Origin of the sequence: Streptomyces alanosinicus (assembly GCF_014650595.1) — a bacterium.
In the GTDB taxonomy this organism is placed as follows: domain Bacteria; phylum Actinomycetota; class Actinomycetes; order Streptomycetales; family Streptomycetaceae; genus Streptomyces; species Streptomyces alanosinicus.
In genome coordinates this window covers 1-26,247 of sequence record NZ_BMVG01000057.1, presented here as the reverse complement: position 1 = coordinate 26,247, position 26,247 = coordinate 1, and the positions used below count along the sequence as shown (strand labels likewise).

At 71.7% G+C, this 26,247-nt stretch carries 27 protein-coding genes; 15 read left to right on the top strand and 12 right to left on the bottom strand.

Annotated features, from left to right (window positions below; all coding sequences use genetic code 11):
• Nucleotides 1–19: 19 nt before the first annotated feature.
• Nucleotides 20–496, top strand: a complete 477-nt coding sequence (locus IE277_RS43035; protein WP_189959165.1) for a MerR family transcriptional regulator — start codon at nucleotides 20–22, stop codon at nucleotides 494–496.
• 68 nt (nucleotides 497–564) lie between these two features.
• Nucleotides 565–2,154 (top strand): helix-turn-helix domain-containing protein, encoded by a 1,590-nt coding sequence (locus IE277_RS43030; RefSeq protein WP_189959164.1) that lies wholly within the window; start codon nucleotides 565–567, stop codon nucleotides 2,152–2,154.
• A gap of 60 nt (nucleotides 2,155–2,214) precedes the next feature.
• Here IE277_RS43030 and IE277_RS43025 read toward each other — a convergent pair whose 3' ends face one another.
• Nucleotides 2,215–2,895 (bottom strand): response regulator, encoded by a 681-nt coding sequence (locus IE277_RS43025; protein WP_189959175.1) that lies wholly within the window; start codon nucleotides 2,893–2,895, stop codon nucleotides 2,215–2,217.
• Between the two features lie 331 nt (nucleotides 2,896–3,226).
• Here IE277_RS43025 and IE277_RS43020 point away from each other — a divergent pair, with 331 nt between their 5' ends.
• Entirely contained in the window at nucleotides 3,227–4,132 is a 906-nt protein-coding gene (locus IE277_RS43020; RefSeq protein WP_189959163.1) for a universal stress protein, read from the top strand.
• A 112-nt stretch (nucleotides 4,133–4,244) separates the two neighbouring features.
• Nucleotides 4,245–5,144, top strand: a complete 900-nt coding sequence (locus IE277_RS43015; RefSeq protein WP_189959162.1) for a universal stress protein — start codon at nucleotides 4,245–4,247, stop codon at nucleotides 5,142–5,144.
• Here IE277_RS43015 and IE277_RS49950 read toward each other — a convergent pair.
• Genes IE277_RS49950 through IE277_RS43000 form a run of 3 tightly spaced genes read right to left on the bottom strand, consistent with a single transcriptional unit; the run spans nucleotide 5,057 to nucleotide 6,702 of the window.
• A complete protein-coding gene (locus tag IE277_RS49950; protein ID WP_373311000.1) occupies nucleotides 5,057–5,281 on the bottom strand; it encodes a hypothetical protein in 225 nt (74 codons plus the stop codon). The two genes, IE277_RS43015 and IE277_RS49950, sit on opposite strands and share 88 nt — an antisense overlap.
• Nucleotides 5,281–6,228 carry a site-2 protease family protein gene (locus tag IE277_RS43005; RefSeq protein ID WP_189959160.1) on the bottom strand — a complete coding sequence of 316 codons (948 nt, stop codon included), beginning with the start codon at nucleotides 6,226–6,228 and terminating at the stop codon, nucleotides 5,281–5,283. Before IE277_RS43005 ends, IE277_RS49950 begins: the two co-directional genes overlap by 1 nt.
• Before the next feature lie 60 nt (nucleotides 6,229–6,288).
• A complete protein-coding gene (locus tag IE277_RS43000; protein WP_189959159.1) occupies nucleotides 6,289–6,702 on the bottom strand; it encodes an STAS domain-containing protein in 414 nt (137 codons plus the stop codon).
• Between the two features lie 198 nt (nucleotides 6,703–6,900).
• Between IE277_RS43000 and IE277_RS42995 the strand changes: the two genes are divergently transcribed.
• From IE277_RS42995 to IE277_RS42955, 9 genes are all read left to right on the top strand, one after another.
• Nucleotides 6,901–7,968 (top strand): zinc-dependent alcohol dehydrogenase family protein, encoded by a 1,068-nt coding sequence (locus tag IE277_RS42995; protein WP_189959158.1) that lies wholly within the window; start codon nucleotides 6,901–6,903, stop codon nucleotides 7,966–7,968.
• 20 nt (nucleotides 7,969–7,988) lie between these two features.
• The gene (locus IE277_RS42990; RefSeq protein WP_189959157.1) at nucleotides 7,989–8,672 is read left to right on the top strand and encodes a helix-turn-helix domain-containing protein; all 684 of its coding nucleotides are present in this window, start codon (nucleotides 7,989–7,991) and stop codon (nucleotides 8,670–8,672) included.
• 41 nt (nucleotides 8,673–8,713) lie between these two features.
• Nucleotides 8,714–11,458, top strand: a complete 2,745-nt coding sequence (locus IE277_RS42985; protein WP_189959156.1) for a helix-turn-helix transcriptional regulator — start codon at nucleotides 8,714–8,716, stop codon at nucleotides 11,456–11,458.
• Nucleotides 11,459–11,579: 121 nt separating this feature from the next.
• The gene (locus IE277_RS42980; RefSeq protein WP_189959155.1) at nucleotides 11,580–11,777 is read left to right on the top strand and encodes a DUF8691 family protein; all 198 of its coding nucleotides are present in this window, start codon (nucleotides 11,580–11,582) and stop codon (nucleotides 11,775–11,777) included.
• Between the two features lie 84 nt (nucleotides 11,778–11,861).
• A complete protein-coding gene (locus IE277_RS42975) occupies nucleotides 11,862–13,214 on the top strand; it encodes a hypothetical protein (protein ID WP_189959154.1) in 1,353 nt (450 codons plus the stop codon).
• Between the two features lie 105 nt (nucleotides 13,215–13,319).
• A complete protein-coding gene (locus IE277_RS42970) occupies nucleotides 13,320–13,787 on the top strand; it encodes an SHOCT domain-containing protein (protein ID WP_189959153.1) in 468 nt (155 codons plus the stop codon).
• 334 nt (nucleotides 13,788–14,121) lie between these two features.
• The gene (locus IE277_RS42965; RefSeq protein ID WP_189959152.1) at nucleotides 14,122–15,840 is read left to right on the top strand and encodes a sensor histidine kinase; all 1,719 of its coding nucleotides are present in this window, start codon (nucleotides 14,122–14,124) and stop codon (nucleotides 15,838–15,840) included.
• A gap of 126 nt (nucleotides 15,841–15,966) precedes the next feature.
• Nucleotides 15,967–16,680 (top strand): CBS domain-containing protein, encoded by a 714-nt coding sequence (locus tag IE277_RS42960; RefSeq protein WP_189959151.1) that lies wholly within the window; start codon nucleotides 15,967–15,969, stop codon nucleotides 16,678–16,680.
• A gap of 56 nt (nucleotides 16,681–16,736) precedes the next feature.
• A complete protein-coding gene (locus IE277_RS42955; RefSeq protein ID WP_189959150.1) occupies nucleotides 16,737–17,327 on the top strand; it encodes an Rv1733c family protein in 591 nt (196 codons plus the stop codon).
• Nucleotides 17,328–17,400: 73 nt separating this feature from the next.
• Here IE277_RS42955 and IE277_RS42950 read toward each other — a convergent pair whose 3' ends face one another.
• The 6 genes from IE277_RS42950 to IE277_RS42925 form a co-directional block, all read right to left on the bottom strand.
• Nucleotides 17,401–17,859, bottom strand: coding sequence for a Crp/Fnr family transcriptional regulator (locus IE277_RS42950; RefSeq protein ID WP_189959149.1), 459 nt, complete (start codon nucleotides 17,857–17,859; stop codon nucleotides 17,401–17,403).
• On the bottom strand, nucleotides 17,856–18,893 hold the full coding sequence (locus IE277_RS49945; RefSeq protein ID WP_373310999.1) for an nSTAND1 domain-containing NTPase: 1,038 nt from the start codon (nucleotides 18,891–18,893) through the stop codon (nucleotides 17,856–17,858). Before IE277_RS49945 ends, IE277_RS42950 begins: the two co-directional genes overlap by 4 nt.
• Complete coding sequence (locus tag IE277_RS42940; protein ID WP_189959147.1) at nucleotides 18,802–19,698, bottom strand: amidohydrolase family protein; 897 nt, start codon at nucleotides 19,696–19,698, stop codon at nucleotides 18,802–18,804. The genes IE277_RS49945 and IE277_RS42940 overlap by 92 nt, the downstream gene beginning before the upstream one ends.
• Before the next feature lie 107 nt (nucleotides 19,699–19,805).
• The gene (locus IE277_RS42935; protein WP_189959146.1) at nucleotides 19,806–20,375 is read right to left on the bottom strand and encodes a DUF1963 domain-containing protein; all 570 of its coding nucleotides are present in this window, start codon (nucleotides 20,373–20,375) and stop codon (nucleotides 19,806–19,808) included.
• A gap of 1 nt (nucleotide 20,376) precedes the next feature.
• Nucleotides 20,377–21,780 (bottom strand): ricin-type beta-trefoil lectin domain protein, encoded by a 1,404-nt coding sequence (locus tag IE277_RS42930; protein ID WP_189959145.1) that lies wholly within the window; start codon nucleotides 21,778–21,780, stop codon nucleotides 20,377–20,379.
• Nucleotides 21,781–21,905: 125 nt separating this feature from the next.
• The gene (locus tag IE277_RS42925; RefSeq protein WP_189959144.1) at nucleotides 21,906–22,649 is read right to left on the bottom strand and encodes a TetR/AcrR family transcriptional regulator C-terminal domain-containing protein; all 744 of its coding nucleotides are present in this window, start codon (nucleotides 22,647–22,649) and stop codon (nucleotides 21,906–21,908) included.
• A gap of 53 nt (nucleotides 22,650–22,702) precedes the next feature.
• Between IE277_RS42925 and IE277_RS42920 the strand changes: the two genes are divergently transcribed.
• A complete protein-coding gene (locus IE277_RS42920) occupies nucleotides 22,703–24,331 on the top strand; it encodes an FAD-dependent oxidoreductase (RefSeq protein WP_229882453.1) in 1,629 nt (542 codons plus the stop codon).
• Here IE277_RS42920 and IE277_RS42915 read toward each other — a convergent pair.
• Nucleotides 24,316–25,080 (bottom strand): SDR family oxidoreductase, encoded by a 765-nt coding sequence (locus IE277_RS42915; protein WP_189959143.1) that lies wholly within the window; start codon nucleotides 25,078–25,080, stop codon nucleotides 24,316–24,318. The genes IE277_RS42920 and IE277_RS42915 overlap by 16 nt on opposite strands.
• Before the next feature lie 20 nt (nucleotides 25,081–25,100).
• Here IE277_RS42915 and IE277_RS42910 point away from each other — a divergent pair, with 20 nt between their 5' ends.
• Nucleotides 25,101–25,397 (top strand): hypothetical protein, encoded by a 297-nt coding sequence (locus IE277_RS42910; RefSeq protein ID WP_189959142.1) that lies wholly within the window; start codon nucleotides 25,101–25,103, stop codon nucleotides 25,395–25,397.
• Between the two features lie 8 nt (nucleotides 25,398–25,405).
• Here the strand turns inward: IE277_RS42910 and IE277_RS42905 are convergent, their stop codons facing one another.
• Nucleotides 25,406–26,113 (bottom strand): AAA family ATPase, encoded by a 708-nt coding sequence (locus IE277_RS42905; protein ID WP_189959141.1) that lies wholly within the window; start codon nucleotides 26,111–26,113, stop codon nucleotides 25,406–25,408.
• Between the last annotated feature and the right edge of the window lie 134 nt (nucleotides 26,114–26,247).

Sequence of the window (26,247 nt, the reverse complement as noted above, 5' to 3'; positions counted from 1 at the left end):
CGACGCTAGGATTTAGAGCGTGGTCGAGATCAAGCCGCAGCCGGCATCCGGTGCAGCCGAGCCGAAGACGGATCGCAGCGCCATACCCGCAGCAGGTGTCACCATCGCCGAGGCGGCCCGCCGCACCGGCGTGAGCGTGCACACACTTCGGTACTACGAGCGTGCCGGACTGGTCATCAGTCCGGTCGACCGCACGAGCGGCGGCCGCCGCCGGTACCGGGAACTCGACCTCAAGTGGATCACCATCTGCACCAAGTTGCGCGCCACCGGCATGCCCATCAGAGGCATCCGCCAGTACGCCGAACTGGTCGCTGCGGGATCGGGCAACGAGGCGGAACGCCTTGCCCTCCTGGAAGCACACCGCGCCGACATCCTGGCCAGGCTGGCGGAGATCCAGGAGAATCTGAAGATGATCGACCGCAAGATCGAGGTCTACCGGGGAAGCATGGCCGCGGGCGAGGCCGACCGACTGTGGGCACCCCTCAACTCCCGTTGAGACCATCGTTACTGACCGTGTGGTAGTGGTGGGTTGTTGTCGATGCGTAGGCTCTCGGGGGGAGAGACATGCACCGGAGCGATGTGCACACGGAGACCGCGGCGGCCGCCCGGGTTCGACGGGCCGAAGACGTACTGGACATGCAGCGTTTCGCTCGCAGAGGCGGAATCCCGCTGCTGCTGAGCATGCTGGGTGCCCGCGCCGGAGCCGATGTGCTCCTCGTGGACTCGACGGGTGCCATGGCCTTCCCGTCGAAAAGGCCTCTTGGCGACGCCGAAAGGGACATCGCCCGGCGCGCGGTGCGTGAACTCACCGCCCGGGGACTGAAGTCCGTGACCATCGACCACGACGGACTCACCTGCATCGCCCTGCCTCTCGACGGCCCGCGAGGCGTTCCCATGCCCGTGCTCGCCGCCGTCTTCTCCCAGCCGGCACCGCCTGAAGTGCCGCTCCTGCTCGCCGACGCCACCTCTGCCCTGAGCCTGAGCTGGATGACGGAACACACCCGGCAGCAGCAGCGTCGGCTGCAACTCGCGGACGCCCGGATCCGCGAAGCGGTGCTGCACCTCCTGATGAACGGTCAGGCCGCCGCCGCACGCCAGATCGCCGGGGCACTGCGACCCACGCTGCCCGAGACGGTTCAGGTGTACGTCGTCGAAGGGCCGCCCGGCGTACGAAGCCAGGTGGCGGACGAGCTGAGCCAGGCGGCCGAGCGCGCATGGGTCGTGCCCTGTCCCGTCTATGCCAATCACACGATTGTCCTCGCGCCCGCCGGCCCCGAGGCACCGCCCGGCCGCGCACCCAAGTGGACCAGATCCGCGTCGCGGAGAGCCGACTGCTGTATCGGCGTGAGCGACGAGGTGCCGCTGTGCGATACCGCCACCGGCTATGCCCAGGCCTTTCACGCCCTGGCCGTCGCCCGCCGCCGCACCGAACGGCAGTCCTCGTTCACCAGCGACCCCGACCTGGCCCTCACCATCGGCCCGGAGGCGGCCCTGTGGGCCCGGAGTTTTCTCGCGCCGGTCCACACCCACCGCGCCAGACGGCCGCAGGACCCTGACGGCGCCGAACTACTGGCCACGATCGCGTCATGGCTCAGCTTCTCCTCGCGCGCGACCGCGCACCTGAAGATCCACCGCAACACCCTGTCCGCACGTCTCACCTGCGTCCAAGGCCTCCTGCACCTGGACCTGGACCGACTCGCCGATCAAGCCACCCTGGCCCTCGCCCTGCGCGCGATCGCGGCAGGCAGATCCGCCCCTGCCCGACACAGCGCCACACGGGTGCCCTCCCTGGACGAACTCCTCCAGCTGCCCCACGTCACGACGTGGGCGCAGCACCAATTCCGGTGTCTGCGCGCTCCCGGGATCCCGGCCTGCATCCCCGACACACTCACCACCTGGCTACGCCTCGACGCACGCATCGCCCCGACCGCAGCGGCACTGTCCCTCTCGACATCCGCCGTCCGCAAACGCCTGGCACGCAGCGAATCACTGCTCCAGCGTTCTCTGCTGCGGCCCCCCAGCGCCGTCCACGACCTGTGGCTCGCACAACGGTCCCTCGACCTGACGGCACGGAAACCTGCACCGGCCCAACTCACCCACGCGTTCAGCACCACCCAGCCCGCCTTCTACGGCCGCCTCTGGTCGAGACGTTGACCGCACTGCTCGGACGGGCCCTACTAGGGCGTGTTGCGAAAGTCCCGGCCGCAACACGCCCTAGGCCTGTGGTCCCAGGTGGGAAGCCAGGACCGCTGCCTGGACGCGGCGTTGGACGCCCAGTTTGGACAGCAGCCGGGAGATATGGTTCTTGACGGTCTTCTCGGACAGGTACAGCTTCTTGCCGATCTCCCGGTTGGTCAGGCCGTCGCCGATGAGGGCGAGGATGTCCCGTTCCCGTGGCGACAGACCGGCCAGCTCGGGCGGCAATGAGGGGGCGGCGGCCGGATCCGCCCGCAGGGAGCGCATGAGGCGGGCCGTGGTCGCGGGATCCAGCATCGACTGACCCGAGGCGACGGTGCGGATCGCCGAGACCAGGTCGGAACCCTTGATCTGCTTGAGGACGTAGCCGGAGGCGCCGGCCATGATCGCGTCCAGCAGGGCTTCCTCGTCGTCGAAGGAGGTCAGCATCAGACACGCGAGCTCCGGCATCCGGTCGCGCAACTCCCGGCAGACCGTGATGCCGTCGCCGTCGGGAAGCCGGACATCGAGTACGGCGACGTCCGGACGCAGCGCGGGGCCGCGGGTCAGCGCGTGGTGGGCGGTGTCCGCGTCGCCGACCACGCTGATGTCCGGTTCGGCGTCGAGCAGATCGGTCAGGCCGCGGCGCACGACCTCGTGATCGTCGAGAAGGAACACGCGGATCGGGTTCTGCGCGCTGAAGGTGCGTGGCTCACCCATGACGACCTCTCGTTCCCCGGGAGACGGGACGGACTGCGGACTGTCCATGCGGCCGATCATCACCCGCCGGCTCCGCACACGCTAGGGCCGACCGGCCCCACTCACTCCATGGTCACCGTGCGCGAGGTCGAACCGCACGTCCGCTCCCGCACCCTGATGCGCGCGGCCCCCGCGAGCGTGGCGCCGGCGCGCCCCGTGACGGCGGGGAAGGACATGAGGTCTCCTCTCGCTCATGGGCCGGTCGGGCCCGGGCAGGGACCTGCGGCCCAGGAACCGGTGGCCGCGATGTCAGCACGCTGGTATCGGGTCCCTCGTCACGGAGGTGGAGACCATGCCCCGAACCATCACCGTGGGTCTCGACGACTCGCCCGAGAGCCGGGCCGCCGCCGAATGGGCGGCCCGGGAAGCACGGCTGCGCGCCCTGCCGCTGAAGCTCCTGCACGTCTTCGAGCCCCTGCCCGCACACCTGGCCCAGGCACCTCTGCTCGGCGCCGAGACCGGACAGGACTGGTCCGAGAGGATCGCGCCCGAGGCCGCGGAGGGTATCCGGCTGCGCCATCCCGGAGTAGAGGTGATCACCGACCGGGTCAGCGGCACAGCGCCCGAGGCCCTGGCCGAAGCGGCGGACGCCGCAGAGCTGCTGGTGCTGGGCTCGCGGGGCTTCGGCGGCGTCGGCGGCTTCATGGTCGGCTCGGTCAGCCTGGCCGTCATCGCCCGTGCCGCCCGCCCGGTGGTGCTGGTCAGGGCCGGAGAACAGGCCGCCGACGAACACGCGGCGGATCCCGCGGGCGGCCCGTCGGCCGCGGCCCCCTTCCGGCCCGTCGTGGTCGGTCTCGACACCGGCGCCCCGGACGAGACGCTGCTGGAGTTCGCCTTCGACACCGCCGCCCGCCGCGGCGCGGTCCTCAGGGCCGTGCACGGCTGGAGCGAGCCGCCCACGTCCTTCTACCGGTTCTACGGCGACGCGGAACTCTTCGGCACGCTCGCGCGCCGGCAGGCCGGCCTCCTGACCGACGTACTGCGTCCATGGCGGCAGAAGTTCCCGGACGTCGACGTGATCGAGGCGAGCCGGGCCGGCAACGCCGCACACGTGCTCGTCGAGGCGTCCCGGGACGCTTCCCTGGCGGTGGTGGGACGGTGTGTCCGCACCGGCACTCTCGGTGCCCATGTCGGCCATGTCACCCACGCCGTCCTGCACCACGTCGTCGCGCCCGTCGCCGTGGTCCCGCACGCGTGACACCCGTCGAGGAGCGCACCATGACGACAGGAGCGGTACGGGTACTCGGTGAGCCCCTTGAGGCGCGGGCCGGCGGCGGGCCGCTCGGCCCCGGCACGGGACGGTGAGCAGCGTGGACCTTCCGATCGTCGTCGGCGTCGACGGCTCCGAACCGAGCCTGCGGGCCGTGGACTGGGCAGCCGACGAGGCCGCCCTGCGCGGGGCGCCGCTCCGGCTGGTGTACGCCTCGCTCTGGGAACGCTACGAGGGCGCCCTGCTCGCCCAGGAACTCGGCAGGCCGACGGAGGAGGTGATGGCCCAGGACGTCGTCGGTGTCGCCCGGGACCGGGCCCGGCGTCGCCGGCCGGGCGTGGACGTCACCACCGCGGTGCTGCCCGAGGAACCCGAGCGCGGGCTCGTCCACGAGAGCAGCACCGCCCTCGCCGTGGTCCTGGGCTGCCGGGGCCGCAGCGGCATCGTCGAAGCGCTCCTCGGGTCGGTCAGCCTGGCGGTCGCCGGACACGCGCACTGTCCGGTGATCGTGCTGCGCGGCAGCCACGACAACCAGGCCCGCGCCGGGATCCACGGCCGTATCGTCGTCGGCGTCGGCGAGGGAGCGGCGGGTTCGGCCGCCGTACGGTTCGCCGCCCAGGAAGCCGGGCTGCGCGGCGTGCCCCTGGAAGCCGTACGGGCCTGGCGCCGCCCCGCGCACGCGGGCACCGGACACCCTCGGGCGGACGTCGTCCGGGGGCACCCGCGGCTCGCCGGGGAGCCGGCGCACACCGAACAGCGGCAGGTCGTCGAGGCGTTGGAGGAAGCCCTGCGGGACGCACCGGCCGGCCTCGGAGTGTGCTGCCGCAGCATCGAGGGCCACGCCCGCGACGCCCTGATCGCCGTGTCCTACGACGCCGACCTGCTCGTCGTCGGCGCCCGACGCCGGCACGGTCACCTCGGACGCCGGCTCAGCCGCGCCACCCACGGTGTGCTCCACCACGCGGCATGCCCCGTGGCCGTCGTACCCGAACGGCTGTGACCGGCCCGCCGTCGGCGTCCGCGGTCGCTGTGGTCGAGGACCAGGGCGCGGCGTACCGGGCTCTCCTCCAGGCGGGGAAGCAGGTCGAGCACGGGGTCCTCCGGAGCGGCGGTCACGACCTCGCCGAGGGGGTGCATCACCTCGCCGACCGTCGTGCCCGCGCGCTCCTGCGGTGGTGTCGCCTCCACCCGCCGCACGGTGAGCAGCCCGGCGACCGAACCGTCTGCCGCCAGGACCGGGAACGCAGAGTGCCGGTAGCGGCCGAAGGGCCCTTCGGCCAGGAAGTCGGTGAGCGCCGCCGTCGCCGGCACGGTGCCGGGTGCGGTGTCATGACACGCCGGACCGGAACCCCGTCCAGCATGCCCAGGATCTGTGCCTGGCGGGCCTCGCCGCTGGCGGCAGTGATGAGGAACCAGCCGATCAGCGCGGGCCACAGGCCGGTGAGGTGGCCGGCGAACAGCACGTCCGCGAACCCGGAAAGCACCATGCACCAGCCCAGCACCCGACCCGCCGCCGAGGCACCCCGGGTCGCCCGCAGCCGGTCACCGGTCCGGTGCCACAGATACGCCCGCAGCAGCCGCCCACCGTCCAGCGGGGCGGCGGGCAGCGCGTTGAACACGGCGAGGAGGACGTTGATCGCGCCCACCCAGGCCACCGCCTCGACCACCAGCCCCGACACGCGCAGCGCGGCCAGCCCCATGGCGAGGCCGGTCAGCGCGGCGCCGGTGAGCAGGCTCGTCAGGGGACCCACACCGGCGATGCGGCACTCGGCGGCCGGCGACGGGGCTTCGCCGCGCAGCCGGACGGCACCGCCCAGCATCCCCAGCGTGATGCCCTCGACCTGGACGCCGTCGCGCCGGGCGACCACGGCGTGTGCCAGCTCGTGCGCCAGCAGCGAGACGAGGAACACAAGGGCGGTCAGTACGGCGAGCGCCCAGTACGCGAAGGGGGAGTGACCCGGGTGGGCGGCGGGGAACCGGCCGTTCGCCAGCGCCACCGTGACCAGGGCGACGATCACCAGCACGCTCCAGTGCAGGCCGACCCGGACGCCGGCGATCCGGCCGAGGGACAGTGTCTCGTCCATGATCCTCGCCTCGCCCTGCGGCCCGGAGCGCCGTACGGGCCGTACGGAGAGACCCGCTCGTCACGGTGACGCCGTCGACGGCGCCTCGTTCGCAACGGCCGGCGGAAGGTGGGGGAGGTGTGGCTGTACATCGAAGACGCCGCCGAGTCCCGCGACGCGCAACAGGCGCACCAGGCACCCGTTGTCCGAGATCAGCCTCAGCCGGCCCCGCCGGGCGAGGACCCGGTTGCGCGCGCGGCACAGCACACCGAGCCCGGCGCAGTCGATGAACGCGATCGACCGCAGGTCCAGCACCAGGTCGGGTCGCGGGGAAACCGTGAGCGCGTCCAGCCGCTCCGCCAGCGCGGGCGCGGTCAGTACATCGATCTCGCCTCGCAGGGACACGACGGTCGCCCCGCCGGCCACATGCTCGGCCGCCACCACGTCCCGCGCGGTCTCGCGCGCCGACACGCGGGGCCTGTCGATCTCGTACATGGAAAGAGCCAACCGGACAGGGCGGATGCGGCGGTAGGGCCGGTCGGCCCCTGTCGCCGTCCGGCCGGGAGTGAGGGCCGGACGGCCCAAGCGGAACGCTATGCCTTTTGGCGAAGCTGAAGGTGCGGGGCGGTTCTGGTCCTCGTACCGGAACCCGACTGTCCCGCGGCGGACGGAGCGAAGAGGGTGAGGAACGCCATGAAAGGCTTTGTCTTCCATGGTCCCGGACAGGCGTCCTGGCAGGACCTCCCGGACCCCGGTATCAAGGAGCCGACCGACGCGATCGTGAAGGTCGGCGTCGTGACGATCTGCGGGACGGATCTGCACATCCTCAAGGGCGATGTGCCCGAGGTGCGGCCCGGCACGGTCCTCGGTCACGAGGCGGTCGGTGAGATCGTCGAGATCGGCGGCGACGTGCGGACCGTGCGGCCCGGGGACCGGGTGCTGATGTCCTGCATCACCTCCTGCGGACGGTGCCGGTTCTGCCGGGACGGCTCCTACGGCCAGTGCCGGGGCGGCGGGGGCTGGATCCTCGGCCACCTCATCGACGGCACCCAGGCCGAGTACGTCCGCGTCCCCTGCGCCGACCTGTCCGTCCACCCGCTGCCCGCGGCCCTCGCCGACGAGGACGCCGTCCTGCTCGCGGACATCTTCCCGACCGCCTACGAGGTGGGCGTCCTCAACGGCCGCGTACGCCCCGGGGACACCGTGGCAGTCGTCGGCGCCGGACCCGTCGGGCTCGCCGCCATCGCCACGGCCCGGCTGTTCTCTCCCGAGCGGATCATCGCCGTCGACCTGGCCCCGGCCCGGCTGGAGGCGGCGCACCGGCTCGGCGCCGACGCGATCGCCGACGCCCGCGAGGCCCCGGGCCAGCTGGTCGACGACCTGACCGACGGGCTCGGCGCGGACGTGGTCATCGAGGCCGTCGGCGTCCCGGAGAGCTTCGAGCTGTGCACCCGCATGGTGCGACCTGGCGGGCACGTGGCCAACGTCGGTGTGCACGGCAGGCCCGCCACGCTGCACCTGGAAGACCTGTGGAGCAAGAACGTGACCATCACGACCGGGCTGGTGGACACGTACTCCACCCCGACCCTGCTGCGGATGGCCGCCGGCGGCCGGCTGCCGACCCGGCAGCTGGTCACCCACACCTTCCCGCTGGAGCACATGGAGGAGGCGTACGACGTCTTCGCCCAGGCCGCCGACACCGGCGCGCTGAAGGTGGTGCTCGGCGGGGAGCGACACGAAGTGGCCGTTCCCGAGGCGTGATCGAGAAGGGCGTGAGGGCCATGACCGAACAGCAGACGAGAGCGAACACGGCGACAGAGCTGCCGCGGGGCGTGGGCGATCTGGGCCGCCGGCTGGCCGCCCGGCGGGCCCAGCTCGGCCTGTCACGACGTGACGTGGCCGTACGCGCCGACATGGCGGTGGACTACCTGCGGTATCTGGAGTCGCATCCCGGCGCCGCCCCCGGCACCGCCGCGCTGGGCCGACTGGCCGGGGCGCTGGGGACCACGGTGACCGAGCTGGCCGGCGCCGCCGCCGATCTGCCGCCCGGCCCCGGACGTGCCGTACGCGAGCCCCGCTTCACCGAGATGGCACTGGGCGAGTGTCTGGTACGGCTCGGATCCCACGGAGTGGGCCGGCTCGCGCTACCCACCGCCGCCGGGCCGGTGATCGTGCCCGTCAACTACAGCGTCGTCGACGGCGCGATCGTCTTCCGGACCGGCCTCGGCGCGACCCCCTCCCTCGCGGCCGGCTGCCAGGTGGCCTTCGAGATCGACCGCATCGACGACGCCTTCAGCCAGGGCTGGAGCGTCCTGGTCCGCGGCTACGCCCGGACCGTGCGGGACCCGGCGGAGCAACGCCATTACACCGAGCGGTCGTTCAGCACACCGTGGGCGGGCGGCACGCGTGACGTGTGGATACGGATCGACCCCGAGGTCGTCACCGGACGCCGGGTCACGGCCTGACCGGTGCCGCCGCGCACCCCCGCGCAGTGGTGGTGAACACCATGACCCTGCTGGACGAGAACAGACCGTCACCGACCACGCCGTACGCCGATCCCCGGGGGGATCCGTTCCCGCGGGGCCAGTTCGCCGTACCGGCGGTTCCCCTGACCTTTCTGCATCGCGAGCGGCTGGTCCGCCACCTCGACGAGGCGCTTCTGACACCGCTGACCGTGGTCGGAGGGGCTGCTGGGGCGGGCAAGACGCTGCTGGTCGCCGACTGGGCCCTGGCACGGGAGCGTCCCGTCGCCTGGCTCACCGCGCCGGCGGCGGACAAGGGCTGCGGAACCTTCTGGGCATACCTCGTCCAGGCCCTGCGCCTCGCCGGCGCGCCGCTCTCCACGGACGCCGGCTGCCCGGCCGACGCCGGCCGCGTCGACGAGGGCCTCCTCACCCGGCTCGCCGCCGAACTGGGCGCAGGGGACCCGCCGGTGGTCGTGGTCATCGACGAGTACGACCGGGTGAGCGACCCTCAGGTCGCGGATCAGCTGGAGTTCGTCGTCCAGCAGGCGCGAGACGGTGTGCGCCTGGTCCTCGCCACCCGAACCGATCCGCTGCTCCCCCTGCACCGTTACCGGGCGGCCGGTGCGGTCACGGAGATCAGGAACGCCGAGCTGGCCTTCACCCCGGACGAGACAGCCGGCCTGCTGGCGCTGCACGGACTGCACCTGCCGGCCGACGACCTCGCCGCCCTGGTCGAACGCACCCGGGGATGGGCGGCCGGACTGCGGCTGTGCGCTCTGGCCGCGCAGGGGGAGACCGACCCCCGGACGTATCTCAAGGAGTTCGAGGCCGACCGCACCACCATCGCCGACTTCCTGCTGGCGGAGGTGCTCAAGCGGCAGCCGGCCAGGACACAGGACCTGCTGCTGAGGATCAGCGTCCTCGAACGCTTCTGCCCGGATCTGGCCAACGCCCTCACCGGTCGCATCGACGCCGAGCTGATCCTGACCGAACTGCACCGCGAGAACGCCTTCGTCGAGTATCTCGGGCGCACCTGGTTCCGTCTCCATCCGCTGTTCGGCGAGATCCTCCACGCCCATCTGCGGGTGCGCTCTCCCGGCCTGGAAACCGAACTCCACCGCCGCGCGGCACGCTGGCTGCGGCGCTGGGGATCCCTCGACGAGACACTCGGCCACGCGGCGGCGGCGCACGACTGGGCGGCCGCCGCCGGCGCCCTCGTCGGTGAACTCGCCATCGGGGAGATCTTCACCGGCCCGCGCGCCGACGCCCTGTCCGCGCTGTTCTCACGGATGGGACCCAAGCCCACCGGCCCCGCCACGGAACTCGTCCGCACGGCCCGGGAACTGTCCCGGGGCGACATGGACCACGGCCTGGCCCGCCTGGAACGCACCGCACAGGCCCTGGCACGGCACGGCGGATCCTACGACGAGGACGGATCTTCGTACGGGGAGGGATCTTTCGACGGGGACGGATCCCTCGCGGAGGACGCGGCGGACCTGGCCGCGGCCCGGCTCAGTGGCGCGCTCCTGGAAGCCCTGGCCGGACGGCTCACCGGTTCGCCGGCACGGGCGGAGAGGGCCGCCGAGGCAGCCGAGAGGCTGCGGAGCGAGGTCCCCGGCCGGCTGCTGGCGCAACATCCCGAGCTGAACGCCCTGCTGCTCACGCATCTGGGCGCGACACGGTTGTGGGCCGGCCGTATGGGAGACGCCAGGGCAGCCCTGACGACGGTGGTCGGCGCCGGCCGGTCGGTATCGACGGCACAGCCGCGCCAGGAGTGCCTGAGCCACCTCGCGTTCATCGACTACCTGAAGGGTTGGCCGGGCCGAGCGGAGCGCAAGGCCCTGACCGCGGTCACCGCGACGGACCGCGACGATCCGCCCCCGGGTCCCGGGCCGGGGCTCGCCTCGCTGGTCCTGGCCGCGGTGGCCGTCGACCGCGACGAACTGGACCGGGCCGAGGCGCTTCTCGCCACCGCGGACGACGCGCGGCGCCTGCCACCGGATCCGGTGACACGAGCGGGGCAGTCCATCGTCACCGGGCGTCTGCTCCTGGCCCGTGGTGACACGCGGGGCGCACACGAAGCGGTGGGCGGGGCCGTCGTAACGGACGTGGTATCGCCTTGGGCCGAAGCGCACAGGGCGTCGGTGGCAGCCGCCGCGCACCTCGCCGAGGGCCGACCGGACAGGGCCGTCGAGCTGCTGGGAGAGGAACTGGAGCGCGAGCCGGTGTGCCTCGTGGGGGCCGCACAGGCGGAGGTGGCCGCGGGCAGGCCGGGCGCCGCGCTCGAACTCCTCGACCGGGTAAGGCTGTTGGACCACACCGGCCCCGCCGTGACCGTACGGGCAGCACTGGTCCGGGCACAGGTCGCGGGCGAAGCCGGGGATCCGGCCGCACGGCGCGGCCTCGTGGCCGAGGCGCTCCGGCAGGCCCGGCGCGAGCGGCTGCGCCGCCCCTTCCAGGAGGCCGGACCATGGCTGCGTCCCCTGCTGCGCACACCGCCGCTGCGCGCGCTGGCCGAGGGCTGGCTCGCGGCCGGCCCGCCGTGGCCCGGTGGCCGGGCGCGGCCCGCGGAGCCGCTGCCGCTGCCGGTGGTGGAAGAGCTGAGCGGACGCGAACGCGACGTCCTGCGACGGCTGGCGCAGATGATGTCGACACAGGAGATCGCAGCCGATCTGTATGTGTCGGTCAACACGGTCAAGACCCATCTCAAGAGCGCCTACCGGAAACTGGCCGTGAACCGGCGGCACGACGCGGTGCACCGCGCCCGCGAGCTGGGGCTCCTGTGAGGGGCGAGCAGGCGGCGCGGGATCACCTCCCACGGGTGAGGCGGTGCGCGGGACCGAAGACGGAGGATCACACGGAAAGGCACTGGCAGGCTCGTCCCAGGAACGTGGGGGAGAGCAGCGCATGCAGTACGAGATTCGCGTCGACGGCCGGATGACCGAGCCGCTGCTCAAGGCGTTCCCCGAGCTGGACCATGTGGTGATGTCCGGTCAGACCGTCCTGTTCGGCCCGATCATCGACGAGGCGCAGCTGTACGGGCTGCTGGCCCGCTGCCAGTCGTTGGGCCTGCGTGTGCTGGAGATTCGCCAGATGCCCTCATGACCGGTTGCCCGGCACCGGGTCGCCGCCCGGATCACCCGCCAGGGGTGACGCCCACGGCGACAGGCCGGCAGGAAAGGAGGAGCCATGGCTTCGGGCGCAGCCTCCGGACCGTCCCGCCCGGACCCGTCAGGGGAGTCCGGACATGTCCTGAGCGCTGAGGAACACGCCGAGTACGAGCGGCTCCGCACCGCCTCGCAGACACGCCGCCGACGCCTGCGCTGTGTGGCCGCATCGGTTCTCCTCGTCCTCACGCTTGTGCTCGCTCCCTTGGCCGCCGTCGCGGTCTGGGTCCATGACACGGTCACCGACACCGGCCGCTATGTGCAGACCGTCGCGCCGCTCGCCTCGGCACCGGCCGTGCAGAACGCGCTGGTGAACCGGCTGACCGACCGCGTGGTGGCCCAGGTCGACGTCCCGTCGGTGACAGCTTCGGTCACCAAGCTGCTCGCGGACAACGGCGCACCGCCACGCGTCGTCGACGCGTCCAAGGCACTCACCGGTCCGCTGCGCTCCGCCGTGCAGACGGTCGTGCACCGCACCATCGACCGCGTGGTCACCAGCGACGCCTTCCAGCAGGCCTGGGTGGCGTCCAACCGGCGGGCGCAGTCCGCGGTGGTGGGCATGCTCACCGGAGAAGGACAGGGCGCGCTCAAGGCCGAGGGCGACACGGTCCAGCTCGACATCGGAGTGGTGGTCGACCAGGTTCAGAAGCGTCTGGTCGACGCGGGCTTCAAGCAGGCCTCCGCCATCCCGCAGATCGACCGCTCGGTCACCCTGTTCCGCACCGACGAACTCCACAAGGCGCAGAACGCGATGCGGCTGCTCGACATCGCCGGCACGTGGCTGCCCGTGCTGACCCTCGCCGCGGCCGCCGCGGCCGTGTGGGCCGCTCCCGCACACCGGGTGATGCTGATCGTCACCTCCCTCGGCGTCGGCGCCATGATGATCGTGCTGCTCGTGGCACTGGCCGTCGTACGGCGCGTCTACCTCGACTCGGTTCCCCCGACCACGCTGCCGCCCGACGCGGCCTCCGTGATCTTCGATACCTTTGTCCGTTTCCTGCGCGACAGCGCCCGTACGCTCATCGTCGTCTCCGTGATCACGGCGCTGGCCGCTTATCTGTACGGGCCGAGCCGCGCGGCCCGCGCCGTGCGATCCACGGCGCAGCGGGGCGCCACGGCGGCCGGGCGGGGACTGATTCGCGCGGGTGTGGACACCGGCCACGGGGGACAGTGGCTGGCCGCTCACCGGTCGTGGACCACCGGTGTCACCATCGGGGCCGGTGCCCTGGCCCTCGTGCTGTGGAACCACCCCACGGTGGGTGTGGTGGCACTCGTTCTCCTTCTGGTCGTGGTCGTGCTGGCCGTCACGGGCGTCCTCGCCGCTGCGACGGGGCCGACTGCCACCGTCGGCCGAGCGGATGCCTCGACGCCCTGACCGCCGTTCACCCGCCCCGGGTGAGGCGGCCGTACTCCCGTCCCGCGCACGCTGGGAAGCGCACGGAACAACTACCGGGTGCACACCCGGGACGGAGCAAGCGACATGAGCGCGCAGACCTACCTCGCGTATGACTATCCGGCGCTGAGCGTCTTCTGGTCCATGCTGGTGTTCTTCCTGTGGATCATGTGGTTCGTGCTGCTCTTCCGGATCGTCATCGACATCTTCCGCGACGACGAGCTGAGCGGCTGGGGCAAGGCCGGCTGGCTGCTGTTCGTCGTCCTCCTGCCCTTCCTGGGCGTCTTCGTCTACCTCATCGCCCGCGGCAAGAACATGGGCCGCCGGGAGGCCGAACAGGCCCGTGCACAGCAGCAGGCCGTCGACAGCTACATCCGCGAGGCCGCCCGGACCGGCGCGCCGGTGACCAGTGCGGACGAACTCGCGAAGCTGTCCGACCTGCGCTCCCACGGAGACATCACCGACGACGAGTTCCGGCGGGCGAAGGAACTGGTACTCACCGGCAGCGGGGCGTCCGCGCAGGCCGGTGGCGCCCGTTCCGCCCCGGCGCACTGAACTCCGCGGCCTCGACCGCCGGTCGTGCCCCGGCCACGTCACGCGCCGGCGGCCGGGGCGGTGGTGTGCGGGTGTCAGCCCAGCGCGGCGGTGAGACGCGGTGGTGAGAGATACCCCTCGATCCCTACGGCCCCGCCCTCGCGGAGACGGATCGCCCGGTCGATGTCCCGTGCTCGCCTCGCGGACAACCGCAGGACAGCCTCGATGGAACAGCCACCATCCAGCCGCCCCTGGCCGGTGTCCCGGTCCGGCGTACCGTGGCCCGCCCGCGCGGGATACGGTGGAGACGACCGTCGGTTCGAGGTCCGTGCGCCGAGGGAGCGGGAGGAGCACGGTGGGAACTCCCGAGGAGCCCCGCGAACTGCTGCCGCAGCTGAAGCTCGACGAGCTGCTGGAGGAGCTGCAGGCCCGGATCGACGCTGCCCGCGGCACCCGGGACCGCGTCCACAGCCTGCTGGGAGCGGTCCTCGCCGTCGGCCGGGAGCTGGATCTGGAACAAGTCCTGCGCTCCATCGTCGAAGCGGCCGCCACCTTGGTGGACGCGGAATACGCGGCCCTCGGCGTCATAGGACCGGACGGCAGGACCCTGTCCGACTTCCACACCGTCGGTGTGGACGAGCAGACGATCGCCGAGATCGGCTCCCTGCCCGAGGGCCACGGCATCCTCGGCGAGCTGATCCGCCGCCCGGAACCCCTCCGGCTGGAAAAACTCTCCCAGCACCCCGCCTCGTACGGCTTCCCGGCCCATCACCCGCCGATGAACACCTTCCTGGGCGTCCCCATCCGGGTCCGCGACCAGGTCTTCGGCAACCTGTACCTGACCGAGAAACGCGGCGGGGTGCAGTTCGACGAGGACGACGAGTCCGTGCTGTCCACACTGGCCGTGGCGGCCGGCGTGGCCATCGACAACGCCCGACTGTACGAGGACTCCCGGCTGCGCGAGCGCTGGCTGCGGGCGAACGCGGAGATCGCCCACAGCCTGATGTCCGGCACGGCTCCCGCCGAGGCTCTCGACCTGATCGCCGAACGGGCCCGGGAGATCTCCGGCTCGGCCCTCGCGGCGGTCGCGATGCCGCTGGAGGGCAGCGAGGCGCTCAGCGTGGAGAACGCCGTCGGAGTCGACGCGGACGCGCACCGGGGACTGGCGCTGCCCCTGCGCGACACCCTGATGGGCCTCGCGTTCTCCACCGCCACCCCGGTCACCAGCGACGATGTCAGCCACGACGAGCGGATCACGCCCGAGCCCCCGCGCTTCGAGGGCCTCGGCCCCGCCGTCGCCGTCCCCATCGGCACCGCCGAGGGCGGCGTACGCGGGGTGGTGCTGCTGGCCCGTGAGGTCGGCCGGCCGGGGTACTCCGGCAAGGAGACCGAGTTGCTGCTGGGGTTCGCCGCACAGGCCGCGATCGCCATGGAACTGGCCGAGCGCCGCCAGGACGCCCAGCAGATCGCCGTGCTCCAGGACCGCGACCGGATCGCCCGCGACCTGCACGACCTGGCCATACAGCGGCTCTTCGCCACCGGGATGACCCTGCAGAGCGCGGGCCGCTTCATCGAGCATCCCGAGGCCGCCGAGCGGGTGCTGCGGGCTGTGGACGACCTCGACGAGACCATCAAGATCATCAGGTCGGCGATCTTCGGGCTGCGCGCCCGCGAGAACGCCGTCGGCAGCGGGCTGCGGGCCAGAGTCGTCCAGGTGGCAGGCGAGGCCGCGGCGGTCCTGGGCTTCGCGCCCAGCGTGCGCATGGAGGGCCTGCTCGACACCGATGTGGCCCGCGAGATCGCCGACCAGGTCGTGGCCGTGCTCTCCGAGGCCCTCACCAACATCGCCCGGCACGCCCATGCCGGCCGGGCCGACGTGGCACTGGCGACCGACGGCCGTGAGGTCCGACTGAAGGTCTCGGACGACGGCGTGGGCATCCCGGCCGGCGGCCGGCGCAGCGGGCTGCGGAACATGGCCGAGCGGGCGCAACAACTGGGCGGGCTGCTGGAGGTGACCGCCCCGGAGAAGGGCGGCGCCATCCTGGAGTGGCACGTCCCGCTGCCCCGGACGTAGCGGATCCCCCGCGGCATGGGGCCGACGGGGGTAGCGTCTCGGGCCCACTCGGCCCATGACTGCGAGGGCGTGTGACCCGCAGCCTGGAAGTGTCCGAGGACGGCAGCGCAGCCCCGGGAGGACGCCATGAACGGCACTCCGACCGTCGTGAACGACGTGATGACCCACCGGGTCCTCGCCCTGCGCACCGGAGCGGTCTTCAAGGACATCGTGCAGGCCATGCAGGACTGGCGGGTCAGCGCGCTGCCCGTGCTGGATGACAAGGGCGTCGTCGTGGGTGTCGTCTCCGAGGCCGATCTGCTGCCCAAGGAGCAGTACGGCGACGGGGACATCGGGCGCTACGGGCAGCTCGCGCACCTCGCCGACGTACGCAAGGCGGACGCGGTCACCGCGGGCGACCTCATGACCGCACCGGCCATCACCGTGGCGCCGGACGCCACCCTCGCCCAAGCCGCCCGCATCATGGCGGGCAGCAGGGTCAAGAGGCTGCCGGTCGTCGGCCGCGACGGCCTCCTGAGGGGCATCGTCAGCCGTTCCGACCTGCTGAAGGTGTTCCTGCGGGACGACGAGGACATCGCCGAGGAGGTGCGGCGCGAGATCGTCGTACGGCTCTTCGGCCGGCACGCCGACACGATCCGGGTCGAGGTGCGCGACGGAGTCGTCTCGCTCGCCGGGCGGGTCCGCGAGACCCTCCTGATCACGCCGGCCGCCCGGCTCGCCCGTGCGGTGCCGGGCGTGGTCGACGTGAAGTGCGCACTCACCGGACCGCCCCGCCACCGGGACCCCGGCTCCGACGCCGACGCAGGCCGCCACGAAGCCGACCGGGCCCGCACGGCTTGAGGCAGAGCCGTCGGCACAGGGCAGCCGGCCCCGGCCCAGAACAGGAGGCGCCGACGATGGCAGGAACCCCTCCCACGACGGTCACGCCGGTGCGGCTGTGGCACTGGCGACGCAACCCGCTACGGCGGCACAGCGATGTCGTCGAGGGCTGGATCGTGCTCGCCATCTGGGTGCTCGCCGTCCTCGCCGGAGGCCTCGCGGGTGTGGTCGCGGCGCAGACCTTCGAGCGGTCGAGCCGGGTGCACCCGGTGTCCGCCGTACTCACCGGTCCCGCACCGCACGCCCAGGCCGGCAGCGGCGGATACGACGACGGGCGGGTGTGGGCCACCGTCCGCTGGACGGACACGGACGGATCGGTGCACAAGGGTCAGGCGAAGGTCTTTCCGGGTGCCCCGCAGGGCAGCCGGGTCACCGTGTGGACGAACTCGAAGGACCGGGTGGTGAATGCGCCGGTCACCGGTGTCGCGGCGACCTTGGAGGCGGTCATGACGGGCGTCCTGGTCGCCGTACCGGTCGGAGCGGCGGTCTGGGGCGCGGGACGGCTGGTCCGCACCCGGTTGATCCGGCGGCGTATGGCCGAGTGGGACGAGGAGTGGAAGCAGGTCGGACCGTGGTGGGGGAACCTGAGCGGAGGCAACAGGGGCTGACTGTCGAGGGGCTGACCGTCGCCCAACCGGTCCGCGCCGCCAGGCACGGCGTCCTTCGCACCGGGGTGCGTGGTCATGCCAGGCCGCCGCTGCCGTAGGGGCCGTACAGGTCGAGCAGGCGGATCCGGGAGGCGTGCAGCCGCTGGGCGACCACGCGACCGACCCAGACCGCTATCGCCCGGCCGAAGTCGGCGTCCTCGGCGCACAGGGCCCGTACCGCCTCGGCGTCGCACTCCCAGGCTCGTACCCGGCTCGCCGCCTCGCCTCCCAGATGCCAGCTGTACGGCGTGAAGTGCCAGGACCAGCCGATGAGTTCCCCGTGACCGAGAGTCTCGATCACGGCGGACCGGCGGCCGGGCACATGAAGGTCGAGGGCGACGGTACCGGTGCGTACGATCCAGAAGCGGTCGGCGCGGCGGCCCTCCTCGAACAGGCGGGTCCCGGCCTCGAAGGAGACCTCGCGGGCGAGGCGCATCAGCCGTTCGCGGTGCACGGGCTCAAGAGCCATGCTCATAGTGGTGGCGGAGGTCATCGCACCGGCTTCCTTCCTGAGGTGTGCTTCCAGCCTGGGCGCGCCGGGCACCCGCGCCATGGGCCGCTGGGCCTGACCAGGGGCCCTTCGGCCCATGCCACGGGCTCGCCGTGCGAGCGTGCCGGACGGGGACCGACACGATCCGGGTGCCATGAGTGCGGGCGGATGATCAGGGGATGGCGTCGAGGCGTGTCAACCCTCGGCACAGCGGCGGGTGTTCTGTTGCCGCTGTCGGGATGCGGCGGTTCGGGATCTGCCCCGGCGGCAACATCCGCACCATCGGCCGCCGGGCCGGGCGGATCCATGGCGACGACACGGCCGGCTGACACCCCCGGTGCGGTCGCGACGGCGACGCGTACGGCCCCTTCGTCGGCGGTGGTCCACGGCTGCGACGGCCGGCCCGTCCGCTCGCCGGCACGCTTCACGCTCATCTGCGGTGACGGCAAGGTGAGTCTGGGCGACCTGGTCTGGTCGAACTGGGGGCAGCCGACGACCGGCGTGCCGACGGCGGCGAGCGCGTCCCGCAGCGCCTGCCGCACCCCGGTGACGCACGCGTCCCGCCCCGTCCCGCAGCGGTCCGCCGTCTCGGACGGGTCCATGCCGACCAGCGGTGCGAGCTGGGAGTTCAGGGAGTGCAGCGGCTGAGGGCCGGGCGTGAAGACGATCTGTGGCCACCCCCGAGATCCGGCCGCCGGCAGAACGCCGTGCTGGATGGCAGGCACCACCCCGGCCTGTAGGAGCGATGACTTTCCGGCACCGGACGGCGCGACGACGACCAGTGGGCCGGGTACGCACAGGCCGTCGGCCGGGCGTCCGGTCAACGGGGCGATCAGCCCGTCCCGGCCGAAGAACCAGGCCGCCTGCTCGGGCCCGGATGCCGCGAGGCCAGGACAGGGGCACTCCTCGTCGCTGACCGGTGCCGCTGCCCCGGGCGTTCGTACCTCACACGCCGAACAGCCGCGCGGCGTTGTCGTGGCAGACGCCCCGCAGCCACTCGTCTCCGAGGGCGAGACGCTCCAGGGCCTGGAGCTGATGTATGTACGGATAGGGGATGTTGGGGAAGTCGCTGCCCAGCAGGATGCGGTCGCCGAGGTCGGCCAGGCGGGGCAGGGCATCACGAGGGAACGGAGCGAACGGTTCGGCGAAGTCGGTGAACACCATCGTCGTGTCGAGCCGCACCTCCTGGTACCGCTCGGCGAGGTCGAGGAAGTCCTCGTACTCCGGCATCCCCATGTGCGCGATGATCAGCCGCAGCCGGGGGTGGCGGGAGAGCACGCGACTGATAGGCTCGGGGCCGGTGTGCTTGCCGGGCATGGGCCCCGAGCCGCAGTGGATCACGACGGGGATCCCGGCCTCGGCCAGCAGCCCCCAGACGGAGTCGAGTACCTCGTCGGCGGGGTCGTACGCCCCCACCTGCACATGCGCTTTGAAGACCCGGGTGCCTGCCTCGACCGCCTCCCGGACATAGGACTCGACTCGCGTCTCGGGCAGGAAGGTCGAGGTGTGCAGGCAGTCGGGAGTCCGCTGCGCGAACTCCGCGGCCCAGCCGTTGAGCCACTCGGCCATGCCCGCCTTGTGGGGATAGAGCATGGAGGTGAAGGTGCGGACGCCGAAGTCCCGTATGACGGCGAGTCGTTCGGCCTCCTCGGCGCGGTAGGTGATGGGCCATACGGGGGCGTCGTCGCCCGGGCTGAGCGAGTCGAAGTAGTCCCAGACCTTGCGCAGTACACGCTCGGGCATGAAATGGGTGTGGACGTCGACGAGCCCCGGCAGCCCCAGCCGCTGCCAGAACCGCCGGACTTCGACTGCCTGGCCTGCCGACTCCTGTACGTGTGTCATCTGCCCTCTCGAACTCGAACTCATGGCGGCGCGCCCCTCAAGCGTGTCGCCCGGGGAGTACCCCGGTGACGTCACGGTGCCATGGCCGCTGCGGCAGATGCCACCTTTCATGCGCTCTGCCACAGGAACCTCCCCTCCCTCCGGTCCGGGCTGACGAAGGCGTAGCCGATGCCCGCGTCACCGAACTCCACTGCCGCATCGCGTAGTTGACTCGCGTCGAGTTGCAGGAGGAAGGTCCAGCCGTGCGGCGCCTCGTCGCCCTGGAGCCAGTTCGGGTGTCCGCCCAGGTGCTGTGTGGAGTCCGCACCCAGGGGGAACGGTGTGAGGCGTGCCTCGTGGCACACCGTGTGGCCGGCCGCGTCGCGCAGCACGGGACCGGCGTCGAGCGGGACCACCGTGATGAACGGGGGGATCCGGCCCGACGGCTGGAGGACCAGCGCGTTCTGACCGGCGTCGGGCCGCCAGCTGCGGGTGCCCCGCAGATCCATGAACAGGTAGGTCGTGACGTTCTCGCCCGGTACGACGAACTGGGCGAGGAACGTCATCGGTTCCCCATGGCGGGACGAGAGCGGCCACTGCGGGGTGTCGAGCCACGCCGGCTCACCGCCCAGGCGGCTCAGGCGGGTTCGTCCGTCGCCGTCTTCAGGGGCGAAGTCCAGCGTGCGGGCCGGGATCACGTCACGGCTGTCCGAAGGAGTGCACCGCGAAGGCGCCCAGCGCCGTCATGCCCACCCCGGCGTTGTTGATCTGCTGTCGGAGGCCTGCCGTGACATCCTGCAGGTACGTGCGATTGTCCTGCTCGGCCTGCTGGGTGATGACCCGGCTGAGTACGCGCACCGCGTCGGCGCGGTTGCGCTGGTCGTCCTGTGCCCGGAGAGCCTGGGCCAGGTTGTCCGCCTGCTCGATGGTGTCGACCACGACGAATCTGACCCGGGCGTTGTTCCACCATGCCGTGTCGGCGGGGTTGGCGCCGTCCAGCGCGTTGGCGATCGCCGCGCCCAACGAGCGGTTGCTCTCCCGGTCGATCGCCATCAGGCTCAGCACCGGGCTCTCCCCGCCCTCGGCGAACATGGCCATGGGCCATTCGTCCACGTCCTGGTTGGCCGCGACGCTGTGATCCCTGCGGTACTGGCGGATCAGCCTCGTCGTCTGCCGGCGGCGTTGTGTCGCGTCCGCGGTGCTGCGGTCGATGGTGAGGATCGCCGTGTCCGGATGTGCGGTTGTCGCATGCCGGATGTGTTCCGCCGCACTGCCGAATTCCTGCACACTGACGATGAGCGTGACATCGGCCTCCTGCACATCGCGCTTGCGGTGTTCCGCGTGGTCATGGGCCTGCTCGGACCACTTGTCGGGGCTCTCGAAGATGTAGTCCTTCGAGGTGACGTCGCTGTGATGCGCGGACGCCCACATGAAGCAGGCGCGAGGACTGACGTCGTCGTTGTCGTCGGGGATGTACCGGCAGATCTCCGGTTGCTCCTCGGGACCGGCCGGCGCCGGTGTCTTCCAGGTCAGACGCGACTGGTCCGCCGAGCAGTCCCGGGCGACGACCGAGATGGTGCTGAACCCCCAGTACTTCCACCAGCCGTTGTCCGCGTCGTCACCCGCGGCCAGACACCTGTCGTTGTTCCGTACCCTGTTGTCGGCGAAGCTCCATTTCTGCGCATCGCCGTTGTCGCAGGCGCTGTCGACAACGGCGCTGTCGCCGTCACCCGCCCAGCCCTCCAGATGCGGGGCGGCGGCATCGAGGCACAGATACTGCCTGGCGGCCTGGTCGTAACCGCTCACGAGCTGGCCGTACTTGGTGGCCGTCCAGGTCTTGCCGATCCCGTGCCAGGTGTCCCCGGTGCCACAGGTCATGACGACGTTCTCGACCAGCTTGGGAAGATGCGGTGACTCGTCGTACCCGTGATACAGACAGCGGTTCTCGTACCAGGAGTTCGGCGGGTCCACGGCGTACGCGTGGACCTCTCCCTCCCCACCCTGCTCCCGCCTGGCCGCGGCGCTTCCCGTCCCTGACGCGGCCAGCAGAACACCGGCCAGCGCGACGACGCCCCACTGGCGCCAGTGTCTGGTCAAGGTCATGTCATGGGTTCTTGTATGCGGCTGTGGTTCCGGCCGGGGTTCCGCTCGCTCGCGCAGGTCCATGACGCATGGCTATCGGGTGCCGAGTCGGTTGGTGAGGTGAACACGGCGCCGGGACCGGTGGTTCACCGGTTCGGTTCACCAATGCCGCGGTGCGCGAGGCCGTCGATCATCAGGGCCAGAGTGAAGTCGAACCGGTCGTGGCCCTCGCCGGCGGTGAGTTCGCCGGCGTGGCGGACGGTGTGCGGGAAGGCCTCGGCGGGCAGCGCGGTCAACCGGCGTTCCAGCTCCTCGCGGTCGAGCACCCAGACAGCGTCCTCATGCGCTGCCCGCTGGCGCGCGATCGCCGCCTCAAGGCAGTAGGCGGCCACATACAGCAACAGGGCGTCGATGGCCCAGGCGGCGGCCTGCGGGGCGACGCCCCCGGCGAGCAGGATCGCCAGCATTCCCTCACTGACGCGCATGGTCTCGAGGTCGGTGGGGGCCATGGCGAGCGCGGCACGGGAGATTCCGGGGTATTTCAGGTACTGGTCGCGCAGTTGGGCGCACACGCCGCGGATCTGCTCCCGCCAGGCCGCCGGGTCGGGCTCGGGCAGGACGAGTGCGGCGCACAGCCGCCCGATGAGCAGTTCGTCGAGGTCGGCCTTGTTGACCACATGGGCGTAGAGCGAGGCGGGCCCGGTGTCGAGCGCGCCGGCCAGCCGTCGCATGGTCAGCGCCTCGTAACCCTCGGTGGCGACGACGCCCAGCGCGGTGTCGACGACCTGCTCCACGGTGATCGGCGCCTTGCGGCGCCGCGGTCTGGGGTCGGCTGCGGCCTCGGGGTTCGGCGGCTGATGGCGCGCCGCGCGTCGCTCTCTCGGGTTCACCCGGCCACTATAGCTTGACACGAACAGTGTTCGTATATAGAACGCTGTTCGTGATGAGGGATATGAACCAGGACATGGACGTGACCGTGGTCGGGGCCGGGCCGGTGGGCCTCGTGCTCGCCGCGGAGCTGGCGCTCTCCGGAGTGTCGGTGCAGGTGATTGAGCGATGGGCCGAACCGGACGAGTCGATGAAGGCGGGAGCGATCAACGTTCCGACGGCGGAGGCACTCGACCGCCGCGGTCTGCTGCCCGCCGCCGAACAGGTGCAGCGAGAGATCCTCCAGCGGGTGGGGTCGTTCGCTCGCACGGCCGACGGCCGGGAACCCGCCGAAGGCCGGCGAGCACGCGAGTCGCGGTTCACCGGGCATTTCGCGGGGATGGTCCTCGACGCCGACCTCGTCGACTGGTCCGATCCCGATCTCGCCGCCCACACCGCGGTCGCCGACGCGAGGATGGTGCCGCAGCGCGAGCTGGAGAAACTGCTGGCCGACCATGTCGCGCGACTCGGCGTACCGGTGTGTCGCGGGGTGGAGGTCACCGCGCTCGAAGACACCGGCGACGGCGTGCTCGTCGGCACCACCGCCGGCACGGTGCGCACCGGGTGGCTGGTCGGGTGCGACGGCGGGCGCAGCGCCGTGCGCCGCCTCGCGGGCTTCGGCTTCCCCGGCACCGACCCCGAACTCACCGGACACCTGGCGGTCGCCGACATCGCCGACGCGGAGAAGCTCGCGCACGGCTGGGCGTGGTCGCCCCAGGGGGCGTACCGCTACGGGCCACAGCCGGGCCGGATCGTCACCGTGGAGTTCGACGGCCCTCCCGTCGGCCTCCCCCACGCTCGGCTTCGCTCGCGCGGGGGGACCCCCATGGCGCCGGTCACCCTCCAGGAAGTGCAGTCCAGTCTGCGCCGGGTCTCGGGCACCGACGTCACCCTGACCGCGCTGCGCGCCCCGGCGACCCGCTGGACCGACAACGCCCGCCAGGCCGCGACCTACCGGTCGGGTCGGGTGCTGCTGGCCGGCGACGCCGCGCATGTGCACGCGCCGTTCGGCGGTCAGGGCCTCAACCTCGGGGTCGGCGACGCGATGAACCTCGGCTGGAAGCTCGGCGCCGTGATCGCCGGGTGGGCACCCGAAGGGCTGCTCGACACCTACGACGCCGAGCGGCACCCCCTCGGCGCCTGGGTGCTGGACTGGACACGGGCCCAGATCGGGGTGATGCGCGGCGACGCCAAGTCGGCGGCGCTGCGGGAAGTCGTCGCCGACCTGCTGAGCACTGGTGCGGGCGCGACCTACGCGGTCAAGAAGATCTCCGGTGTCACCCAGCGCATCGACCTGCCCGGCGACCATCCGCTGATCGGGCGGTACGTCCCCGACCTGTGGCTGAGCGACGGCTCCCGGCTGGCCGACCACGGGCACGGCGGCGGGTTCCTGCTGCTCGACCGCACTGCGGACGGCGCGTTCGCCCGCCTCGCCGCGGCGTGGGCCGGGCGGGTGAGCAGCGTGACCGACGACCGTGCGACGCCGACCGGGGTGCTGGTACGCCCGGACGGGGTGGTCGCCTGGGCCTGCGACACCGCCGACACCGACACCGCCGCCGTCACCGGCCTCGAAGCCGCCCTGCGCCGATGGGCCGGCACACCCTCAACAGGAGCTTGTGAAGCGGGAGTTCACCGGGTGGTGTAGCCGCCGTTGATGAACAGTGTCTGGCCGTTGGCCCACCAGCCGTGTGTGAGCAGGTGGCGCACCCACGGGACGATGTCCTCGATCTTGGTGAGGTCACCGTTCATGGCCGAGGACTTGTGGTACGCGATGGCGTCGTCGTCCTCGGCGGGGTAGAAGAACGAGGTGTCCATCGGGCCCGGCGCGATGTTGTTCACCGAGATGTTCCGGCCGAAGAGTTCCTTGGACAGGGCGCGCGTGAAGTGCTCCACCGGGGCCTTGCTGCCGGCGTAGGAGGAGTACAGGCCGGTGTAGGCGCCCAGCAACGAGGTGACGATCGTGATGATCTTTCCGCCGTCCTCGATCCTGCGGGCCGCCTCGCGCATCACGAAGAACGCGGCCTTGGAGTTGACCGCGAACATCCGGTCGTACTCCTCCTCGGTGATCTCCGTGAGGGGCTTCTTCAGCACCACTCCGGCGGTGTTGACGCTGTAGTCGAGCTTGCCGAACCGGGTGACGACCTCGTCGAAGACCCGCTCGACCTCGGCCGGCTTCGTCAGATCGGCCTGGACGGCGAACGCCTCACCGGGGCCGGCCTTGATCTGTGCGACCACGTCCTCGGCCTTGGCCCGGGAGGAGTCGCTGTTGTAGTGGACGGCCACCTTCGCGCCCTCGGCGCCCAGCGTGGTGCTGATCAGCCCGCCGAGATTGCGGGACGCACCGCAGACGAAGGCGACCTTGCCGCTGAGCGTCTTGTCCGGGGCGTTGACCATGAGAGTCTCCTTGATCATCCATGGGCGCGAGCACGCACACCGGACCACCGACCGCGGACCGGGGGAGTGGCGGCCGGGAGCCGGGATGCACCCGTACCAAGGAATCACCGTCCGGACGTCCGGGCATCTCGGACGATCCGATCGGCTGTGCGGCGGCCGGCCGTACGGCGGTCTGTACGGACCAGGTCGCGGAGGTCCGGCTGCCCGCCGACGGCGCGCCGCTGGTACGACCCGGCACCGTGATCGTCTGGCACTCGGCCTGCGCGACGCCCCTCGCCGAGGCACTCACCCAGATGCTCGGCACGAGCACGCCGTAAGCGTCCTGTCAGTCGAGGACGTGGCGCAGATAGGTCTGTGGGTCGGCGAGGTAGCGGCGCCAGTGGTCGACCAGGGCGAGTTCGCCCCAGGCCACCCGACGCATGCCGTGCTCGCCGACCTCGACGATGTCCGCACCCGGCAGGGCGGTCAGCAGGGGAGAGTGAGTCGCGCAGATGACCTGGCCGCCGTTCCTCACCAACTGGTCGATATGGCCGAGCAGTTCCAAGCAGGAAGCGAACGACAGCGCTGCCTCCGGCTCGTCCATCACATACAGCCCTGGCTGGAGGAACTTGCCCCGGAACGCGGCGAGAAACCCCTCTCCGTGACTGACCGAGTGCGGGGCGAACCCCTCCCGGTCAAGGGCGTCCAGCGCCGTCTCGGCGCGCAGGAAGAACCCCTTGCGGGCGGACCAGCTGCCCAGCATGCGCCGTCCGCGCGGAGCCGCGTCGAACCGGATGCGCTCACCCAGCACCGACTTGGGGCGGTGGCTGGCGTAACGCCAGTCGTGCGAGCCGCCCCAGGAGTCCAGACCGAAGCCCTCCGCGAGCGCCTCGACCAGTGTGGACTTGCCCGAGCCGTTCTCCCCGACGAGAAAGGTCACCGGCGCGGTGAACCGCAGCCCGCCGTCCAGCAGCCCGCGCACACAAGGCACGGACCAGGGCCACTCATCCTGTTCGTACGAGGCCACGTTTACGTACGCGTGTTCGACAATCACGTGTCGAGTCTCCCATGACGTGCCGCGAAAACGCGTGGCGCCCCTCGGGGGCCGACCAGGGGGCGGACCCGATATTTGGGAGATGTTTTACGTGTCCGGGGCAACTGTGGTGGGTGTCTGGCTGTCTGAGAGGG